The following is an 8982-nucleotide window of genomic DNA, read 5'->3' as shown; positions in this document are numbered from 1 at the left end:
GGCTATATCTCCAGACAATACCATAGGTATTACTGCTATGCCTCTGTCAATTGCATCATAAATTTGTTGTCTATCGTGCATCGATGGCTTACTTAACACATATTGGTGGACTAGATCTCTGTGGCCAGGATGCCCTATTCCTATACGTAAACGATGAAAATCGCCTGTTCCCAGTTGAGTGCTGATGTCTCTCAAGCCATTATGACCTCCATGTCCTCCTCCCGTTTTTAATTTGATACGCCCGACGGGTAAATCCAATTCATCATGAACAATTAATATTTCATTGGGTTCAATTTTATAGAATTGACTGACCATTCTTGTTACTTGCCCGCTATGATTCATATAAGTCAAGGGTAACGCCAGTCGGCAGATGTCATGATTAAAATTCAGTTCTGCTAATTCTGCTTGCATTTTTTTGTCAATTTTAAAATGAGAATTATGCCTTTGAGCTAAAGCGGAAACTAACCAACCGCCAGCATTGTGTCTGGTTTGCTCATAGGCTGAGCCGGGATTACGTAAACCGATAATAAGTTTTATGGCCATAGGCTATTGGTTCTTCATTAGTTGTATAAAGCAGGTTTTGATTGAGAAATATTAATTTTAGGTTCATGTAAATATCCTGCAGGATATCTACATGAAATATTATAAAAAGCAACTTATTCAGTGCCTTCTTCTTGCTCTGAAGTTGGAGCAGCTGGAGTTGCTGATGTTTCAAGATCAGCGCCACTTACTTTGGAAGCATGAATGCTGACTACCGGGGAATCATGGCTACCATCAGTGACATCAACAGTCAGTTGTACTCCCTTGGGAAGCGTTAAGTCGGAAAGATGAACTACATCATCCAGACCAACTTTCGACATATCGACTTCAATAAATTCAGGTAAATCTTTTGCTTGGCAGCGTATTTCAACTTGAGTCATGGTATGTTGAACAATTCCGCCAGCCTTCACTCCTTGAGATTGTTGCTCATTAATAAAATGAATAGGAATTAATTTTACCAGAATATCTTTCCCGGAAACACGCTGTAAATCCATGTGCAATACAATGGGTTTGTATGGATGACGTTGTAGTGCTTTTAAAATAACATGCTCCACTTTGCCATCTACAGTAATATCAAAAATACTGGAATAAATGCTCTCTGTTTCCAATGCCTTAATTACTTTATTGTGAGGGAAATGAATTGCTAATGGCTTTTTATTTCCGCCATATAGAACTGCAGGTACTCTATTTTCAAGACGACGTAGGCGGCGGCTCGCACCTTTCCCCATATCCGTTCTTGTTTGGGCTTCTAATTGAATGGTTGACATTATAAATAACTCCAAAAATTTAAAGGTTCTCCCTTGGATAATATTTTCAGTGTGGTTGTGTTGTGCGAACAGTATTGCCAACAGCCGAACTATAGTAACATGAGCAATGGGTTCACTGTATTCATTACAACTATCCCTGAAAATATATAATCCTTAAATTAATCCGCGACCAGATTAATAAGGTATCGAAACTCCCTATAAAAATACTGAGTCAATCGATAAAGGGTGGTGAAGTATACAATATTTTAAAATGAACTTGAAGTAATAGTCATAATTTCATAGAATATGCCACTTTGTTGGAATTGTGATAGCCAATCAGGCAAATTGGAGACTAGTTATGTATGCGGTAATCAAAACTGGCGGTAAGCAATACACCGTACAAGAAGGTGATGTGATAAAAATTGAATTGCTGCCTGAAGATGTTGGCAATGAAATAAATTTTTCAGAAGTATTAATGTTAGTTGATGGTGATAAAGTAACTTGTGGCACACCTTTTGTTGCTAAAGCGACAGTGAAAGCTGAAGTGCTTGATCATGGTCGCCACAAAAAAGTTAAAATTATCAAATTTCGTCGACGTAAGCACCACATGAAGCAAATGGGGCACCGACAATATTATTCGCAAGTTAAAATTACTGCGATAGGTAAATAAGAGGGGATAGCAATGGCTCATAAGAAAGCAGGCGGTAGTACTCGGAATGGCCGCGATTCGAATCCAAAATACCTTGGCGTGAAACGTTTTGGTGGTCAATTTGTAAACGCTGGAGAAATAATTGTAAGACAACGTGGTACACGTTTTCATCCTGGACCTGGTGTAGGATGTGGCCGTGATCATACTCTGTATGCTCTGGTAGAAGGGTTGGTACAATTTACGATCAAGGGTGAGAAAAATCGCAAATACGTCACTATAGTACCTGAACAAAAAGAAGAAACTGCGAATTAAGAGGTGTGTTGGCAATTCGTCTCTGCCGCCTATGTGCTGTGACTTGTTTCCTTGTTTCTATAAGAGATCGTATGGATGTTTCAGGGTAAGTTGTAGTATGTCAGCAACTTGCGAGATTAATGAATCAATCGCCCTAAGTTGAAGTTCTTATGCAATGTAATTTGTTTTATTTGACCCCGGTTACGGGGTTTTTTTTTAGTTTTTAAGGTTCGGCATGAAATTCGTTGATGAAGCACTGATTAAAGTAGAGGCTGGTAAAGGTGGGAATGGCTGCTTAAGCTTCAGAAGGGAAAAATTTATTCCTCGCGGGGGACCTGATGGTGGCGATGGGGGTGATGGTGGAAGTATTTATTTTGAGGCGAGCAGCGATTTAAATACCTTAATTGATTTTCGTTATACTCGCCATTATAAGGCTGAGAATGGTCAATCGGGTATGGGAGGAAATTGTACTGGAAAAAAAGGGGACGATCTGATTATCAAAGTACCTATTGGAACCATGGTGTACGATGTGGATACTGGTGAATTACTGGCGGATATTAATCAACCTGGGATTCCAGTTCTTATAGCTAAAGGTGGTTTTCATGGTCTAGGTAATACTCGTTATAAAAGCAGTGTTAATCGAACACCAAGACAAACAACCCCAGGGCGTCCAGGCGAATCCAGACACTTGCGTCTTGAACTAAGGGTTCTGGCTGATGTTGGTTTATTAGGGCTTCCTAATGCTGGCAAATCTACTCTAATCAGAGCCGTCTCAAGCTCGAAAGCCAAAGTGGCTGATTATCCTTTTACAACGCTACATCCTGGTTTGGGAGTGGTTCGTGTTTCACCCTATAAGAGCTTCGTAATGGCCGATATTCCAGGGCTTATAGAAGGAGCTGCTCAGGGAGCTGGTCTGGGACATAGGTTTTTAAAGCATCTTTCACGCACTTGTGTTTTGCTACATGTTATCGACATCGCTCCTCTGGATGGAAGTGATCCAGTGGCGGATGCCAAAGCTATTATTAATGAATTAACTCAATACAATCCTGATCTGCATAATAAGCCTAGATGGTTGGTTTTAAACAAAATAGATATGTTGCCTGATGAGACAAGCAGGAAAGAAAAGATTCAAAGCATAATAGAAGGTTTGAATTGGAAAGACAAAGTATTCCCGATTTCAGCCATAAAAGGTGAGGGAACCCAGGAACTTTGCTATGCTTTAATGCAATTGGTTGATGAGATGAAAGAGTCGGAAGCTTAACCATTCAACAGCATAATGCACCACCATGGGACTTCGATAAGGAATTTCATGGGTTTCTCTTCCTTCCTGCATTTGATTACTATAATGAATAATTAATTTAGTAGTGCCTTTGGGTGATAGTTGTGACCAATAGTCCTCCAGACCGTTGCAGTGAAAGTATAGCCTGGTATTTCTGAGATTATGAAAATTTATTAAATGATGGTTCTCAGGTTTCACCAAAATGGATTGCAGTAATCCCCCAGTCGCTTCATCAATAATGGTTATCGGTTCATTAATATGCAAGATAAGATCTCTTAATTGGTCGGATGCTTTGGCTTCTAAGGGTGAAATAATATGTGGAGCGAGAATGGGTTCTACTATGGACTTAATTTTGCCAACCAGTTCATTTTTGCATCTGACCTTGAATTCAATATAGGGTGTCTCCAATCGATACCCGGTTTGACAATCCAATCCGTCTAAAGCGTCTTCAAGTGTTTGAGCTATCTCACTTTCAGCTAAACCGAAAATTCGCCACCTCAGGATTTGTTTATGACTGTGGCTAGTCTGTAATAATAGTGGAAGAACGTAATTATTAAACATAGGGAGGCACTCACGCGGTGGCCCAGGTAATAGAATAAAAATCTTCCCTTTCCATAAATAAGAGCATCCCATTGCTGTGCCATAAGGATTGGGGAATAATTTGGCATGGAGGGGGAAGAGACATTGCTGCAAATTCCCTTGATTAAGTGATATTTTGGCTATATTTGCTTTATTTTCTACGTGTTTTAGGGCTTCAGCATGTTGAACAAGTGATTCTTGCGTAAATTTGGCTAAGGCAAAGCGGGTAATGTCATCTTTTGTTGGTCCGAGTCCACCAATGGAAATGATGATATCATGACGTTCCACTAGAAAATTCAGGCTATCTATAATGTCTTTTTCCTTATCGCTGCAAGCTACGTGTAACCCAAGTGGTAATCCTTCTGAGCAAAGAGCATGAGCAATATAATGAGCATTAGTATTCAGAGTATCGCCATGTACAATTTCATCACCAGTGGCTAGGATGCCTATTGTCATTTTATGTATTCCAATCAGTAAGTTAAGAAATAAATTTTATAGCAGAATCTATAAAATAAGTAATAATATATAGAAAGGTGCTCAATTTAATAGTATTAATCGTTAATTTTTGTATTACCTGAATTGTCTATGTCGCGCGTCATTCTGTTGCTCTTGAAAGTCACATATAGCATTCTGCAGTATGCAAGATATTACTGGCACTTCCAAAAAGATGATTAAAAACGGTGTTGACATTTAGTTTACTGTTGGGTAATTACTAGAACAAGTTGAGGATAGCATCACTAAGCCAATCTGGAAAATGTCTTTACTAAGAGGTAATACGCACAGATTACAGTAATTTTAAGGCAATGTTTTCTTTGGTTTTTTGTGTTAGCTTAACGTGAAAATAGACGTTATCATCCTGTGGTATTGATTTTTGAATGAGCCTGAAAAAACAGATAAAGTAATTTACGATTGTTTTTCCAAGATAAAATGAGTGAAGGAGAAATTATGGAGTTTCAAAGCCGTTATGTTGCACATGTTCCTGACGCTCGGGGTTTAGTGAATTATTCGACTGAAGAAAACAGAATTTGGAGTATTTTATTTGAAAGACAGCTTAAATTGTTACCGGCCAGAGCTTGTGATGAATTTATTGTTGGATTAAAAACCTTAGGCCTAAATTCACAAGCTATTCCGCAACTCCCGGAAGTCAGTCAACGATTAAAAGCTAAAACTGGGTGGCAAGTGGCACCAGTAGCTGCTTTGATTTCAGCGAGGGAATTCTTTGAATTATTAGCAAAAAAATATTTCCCGGCAGCGACTTTTATTCGGAGTGAAGAAGAATTGGATTATGTCAAAGAGCCTGATATTTTTCATGAGCTCTTTGGGCATTGCCCCATGTTAACAGATAGGGTCTATGCGGAGTTTGTTTATGATTATGCATGTAAGGTATTGACTTTTCCTGAGCAGGATTGGGCCTTATTGCAAAGAATGTTTTGGTTTACTGTAGAGTTTGGGCTGATTAAAACCTCAAAGGGGCTTAGAGCCTATGGTGGGGGTATTTTATCTTCTATTAGTGAAACCGTTTATTGTGTGGAAAGTGATGTCCCCGTTAGGGTTTTGTTTGATCCGGTTGTTGCGTTTCGAATGCCTTATCGGATTGACCAATTACAGCCAGTTTATTTTGTTATTGACAGTTACCAGAACTTATATGACTTTGTTCGCACTGATATGGGTAAATATATAGATAGGGCTCGCGAGTTGGGTGAATTTCCGCCGTATTTTAATGTCGATCCCAATAATCCCAATATTCATATAAGAGCTTGTTAGTCTATTATTGTTAATAAGGGCAAAAATTGTCGTGATGGATTAGAAATTTTATGTATTGTAATGATTATAGAGTCTTGTTAACATCAACCAACACAGTTTGTTCATTGACTGTTTGGTCAAGGAGCATTATTTGATTAAAGTATTAATTGTTGATGACCATGCATTGGTTAGAATGGGTATTCGACGATTGCTTGAAGATATGTCGGATGTAGATGTGGTTGCAGATGCTGAAAGCGGTGAGCAAGCTTTAGCCTATGTAAAAACTCACTCTCCAGATGTTGTATTATTAGATATGAAAATGCCTGGGATTGATGGGTGGGAGGTTACGCGTCGTTTAAAAAAAACAAATCCAAATATTAAAGTCATTGCCGTCACAGCAATTTGTTCAGATCCGCTACCTACACGAGTGTTACAATTAGGTGCTATGGGATATCTCACCAAGGAATCTGGAGCCGAAGAAATGGCTGCTGCGATCCGAAAGGTGGCAAAAGGTGAAAAATATCTTAGTGCTGAGATAGCACAGAAGATGGCAATTAATAGTATTCAGGAACCCCAAGATTCTCCATTTGATTTGTTATCTGAGAGAGAAATGCAAGTCATGCTGATGATTACAAGCGGCATGAACGTGCAAGAGATTGCGGACAGATTGTTTTTAAGCAGTAAAACCATTAATGGTTATCGATATAGGATGTTTGAAAAATTAGGAATTAAAAATGATGTGGAGCTGACCTATCTGGCGATGAAGCACCGTATCATTGAGCATCCCAATGATTTGTCACAAGATGATTAGTTGTTGATTTCATGAACGATATAAAGCTTTCGGCTGAACTCGCTTTATTTCTAGCTAAGCTTCCTGGTGAACCAGGCATCTATCGCATGTTGGACGAAAAGGGTACCGTTCTATACGTGGGGAAAGCGGCTAACCTTAAAAAAAGAGTAAGTAGCTATTTTAATAAGCAAAATACAGGAATTAAAACACGCTCCCTAGTCAGTCAAATCGCTTCTATAGAAGTTTCTGTCACCAGATCGGAAACGGAAGCTTTGTTATTAGAAAGCAATCTGATCAAAGCATTAAGGCCGAAATATAATGTTCTATTGCGAGATGACAAATCTTATCCTTATATCCATCTCTCGAATCACCCTGAATTCCCAAGAATTGAATTGTATCGCAGTAAAAAGAAACCTCCCTCGGGTAATTTTTTTGGGCCTTTTCCCAGTGTTGCTGCTGTAAAAGAAACAATAGTAACAATCCAAAAAGTATTCAAAATTCGTAATTGTCGTGACAGTTATTTTAACTCACGCTCTCGCCCTTGTTTGCAATATCAAATAAAGCGTTGCACAGCACCTTGTGTCAATTATATTTCTCCTGAAAGCTACAAACAATCTGTAGAGGATGCCATACGATTTTTACAAGGGAAATCTCAGATAATCCTTGATGAACTTGCTGAACGAATGAGCAAGGCAGTTAGTCAATTAAATTTTGAAGAAGCGGCCATTTTGCGAGATCAGATAAAAAGTCTACGCTTAATTCAAGAACAGCAAGGCGTTGTTGTACAATTACGTGGAGATGCTGATGTTATTGCCATTGAAGCTCGCCCTGGTTTTGCATGTATTCAATACGTAACGATTCGTGAAGGACAGGTATTAGGTAGCCAAAGCTTTTTTCCTTCTGTACCCTACAAAGTATTAGATGAAGGAATGGAAACGAACTCTTTATGGCAACAAACTTTTGAAGCATTCATTGGTTTCTATTACTTGGATGCTCCAGAAAAAATCCCGGAGTTGATTATTACTAATCAGTTGATTGAAGAGCGTCATTCTTTAGAGGATGCTTTGTCCCAACAGAGAGGTAAAACCTGTAAGATTCAAATTAATCCAAAGGGAGTTAAAACCAGATGGATGGATTTTGCAGTTAATAATTTACGAATTTCAATAGCAGAATATGTTAATAAACATTCCACCATCCGGGCACGATATCAAGAGTTAAAGCAATTATTATCATTGGATAGCAATATAGAACGCATGGAGTGTTTTGACATTAGTCATACTCGAGGGGAAGCAACTATCGCATCTTGCGTTGTATTTGATAAAGAAGGCCCTTGTCCTAATCAGTATAGGCGTTTTAATATTGAAGGTATTACACCGGGAGATGACTATGCTGCAATGGAGCAAGCAGTTTCTCGCCGATTCAAAAGACTCATCGAAGCACAATCGTTACCAGATGTTTTAGTTATTGATGGTGGGAAGGGACAGGTTTCTGTTGCAAAACGGGTTTTGAATTCACTGAATGTGACAGGTGTTACTCTATTGGGGGTAGCAAAAGGGCCTTCACGGAAGGCGGGTTGGGAAAAGCTAGTATTGGTCAATGAAGACAGAGAATTCATTTTACCTGAAGATTCTAAGGCACTTCATCTTTTACAGCATATTCGCGATGAAGCGCATCGTTTTGCTATTACTGCTCATCGCAAGAAAAGACAAAAGGCACGAGTTGAGTCTACCCTAGAAAGTATAGAAGGAGTTGGCTTGAAGAGAAGACAAGCTTTGCTTCAGCGTTTTGGAGGATTGCGAGAGTTGGCCAAGGCACCATTGGAAGAAATTTGCAAAGTGCAAGGAATCAACGAACAATTGGCAAAACGAATTTATGAACATTTTCATGCTACTGTTTAAAAGGTTCTTACTGCCCGGATAGCGGCTGTTTTATTCTTGGCAATATCCTTAATTTCTCCTGTTTTAAAATTAAAAGTCCAGCTGTTTGCTGATGATTTCTCAGTCGAGCTCCAGTAATTACCTGGTAAGAAATTTCCGAGCTCATTACGCATCATATAAATTAAATTCAATTCAAAGCGAGTAGGCAGTCTCCAGTCGGAGTATAATTTGCCTTCACTGTCAAAATGAGCTGGGTTAGTGATAGTATCTTGTGCATCCCACCAAGTACTAGAGTCGTCTTGATCTGTATTGGCTACAATAAGGCCATGAGTGCCTAATGGATTAACATAAATTACTGTCCCTCCTAGAACTTTATCTCCTAATTGCCGTTTGATGCCAAAATTTGCCGGATCAACCCACATAGTGTTGAAATCTAGATCATTCGATTTAACCAGTACTTGTCCGGTTTCTCCTCCTGTAGGAACTCC

General features: G+C 39.0%; 10 protein-coding genes. 6 read left to right on the top strand and 4 right to left on the bottom strand.

The window, feature by feature from the left end; all coding sequences use genetic code 11:
* Both pth and OK13_RS10625 read right to left on the bottom strand, forming a co-directional pair.
* On the bottom strand, nt 1-543 hold a 543-nt coding region (gene pth / locus OK13_RS10630), incomplete at its 3' end, for an aminoacyl-tRNA hydrolase (protein ID WP_035890742.1).
* A gap of 113 nt (nt 544-656) precedes the next feature.
* Nucleotides 657-1307 (bottom strand): 50S ribosomal protein L25/general stress protein Ctc, encoded by a 651-nt coding sequence (locus tag OK13_RS10625; RefSeq protein WP_035890741.1) that lies wholly within the window; start codon nt 1305-1307, stop codon nt 657-659.
* A 337-nt stretch (nt 1308-1644) separates the two neighbouring features.
* Here OK13_RS10625 and rplU point away from each other — a divergent pair, with 337 nt between their 5' ends.
* The 3 genes from rplU (at nt 1645) to cgtA (ending at nt 3487) form a co-directional block, all read left to right on the top strand.
* Nucleotides 1645-1956, top strand: coding sequence for a 50S ribosomal protein L21 (rplU, locus tag OK13_RS10620; RefSeq protein ID WP_035890739.1), 312 nt, complete (start codon nt 1645-1647; stop codon nt 1954-1956).
* Between the two features lie 12 nt (nt 1957-1968).
* The gene (gene rpmA / locus OK13_RS10615; RefSeq protein ID WP_035890738.1) at nt 1969-2247 is read left to right on the top strand and encodes a 50S ribosomal protein L27; all 279 of its coding nucleotides are present in this window, start codon (nt 1969-1971) and stop codon (nt 2245-2247) included.
* Nucleotides 2248-2461: 214 nt separating this feature from the next.
* Nucleotides 2462-3487: an Obg family GTPase CgtA gene (gene cgtA / locus OK13_RS10610; RefSeq protein WP_035890736.1), complete on the top strand. Its 1026-nt coding sequence runs from the start codon at nt 2462-2464 to the stop codon at nt 3485-3487.
* Here the strand turns inward: cgtA and OK13_RS10605 are convergent.
* Complete coding sequence (locus tag OK13_RS10605; protein ID WP_035890735.1) at nt 3446-4540, bottom strand: competence/damage-inducible protein A; 1095 nt, start codon at nt 4538-4540, stop codon at nt 3446-3448. The genes cgtA and OK13_RS10605 overlap by 42 nt on opposite strands.
* 489 nt (nt 4541-5029) lie before the next feature.
* On the opposite strand from OK13_RS10605, the gene phhA reads away from it, so the two are divergent.
* From phhA to uvrC, 3 genes are all read left to right on the top strand, one after another.
* Entirely contained in the window at nt 5030-5848 is an 819-nt protein-coding gene (gene phhA, locus OK13_RS10600; protein ID WP_035890733.1) for a phenylalanine 4-monooxygenase, read from the top strand.
* A gap of 130 nt (nt 5849-5978) precedes the next feature.
* On the top strand, nt 5979-6638 hold the full coding sequence (gene letA, locus OK13_RS10595; protein ID WP_035890732.1) for a two-component system response regulator LetA: 660 nt from the start codon (nt 5979-5981) through the stop codon (nt 6636-6638).
* Nucleotides 6639-6649: 11 nt separating this feature from the next.
* Entirely contained in the window at nt 6650-8515 is a 1866-nt protein-coding gene (uvrC, locus tag OK13_RS10590) for an excinuclease ABC subunit UvrC (RefSeq protein ID WP_035890730.1), read from the top strand.
* Here the strand turns inward: uvrC and OK13_RS10585 are convergent.
* Nucleotides 8512-8982 (bottom strand): Lcl C-terminal domain-containing protein (locus OK13_RS10585; RefSeq protein ID WP_035890729.1); only part of this gene is annotated, 471 nt, incomplete at its 5' end. The genes uvrC and OK13_RS10585 overlap by 4 nt on opposite strands.

The organism is Legionella norrlandica (genome assembly GCF_000770585.1).
In the GTDB taxonomy this organism is placed as follows: Bacteria; Pseudomonadota; Gammaproteobacteria; order Legionellales; family Legionellaceae; genus Legionella; species Legionella norrlandica.
The sequence above is the reverse complement of the archived record's forward strand: the minus strand, read 5'-3'. Positions and strand labels throughout refer to the sequence as shown.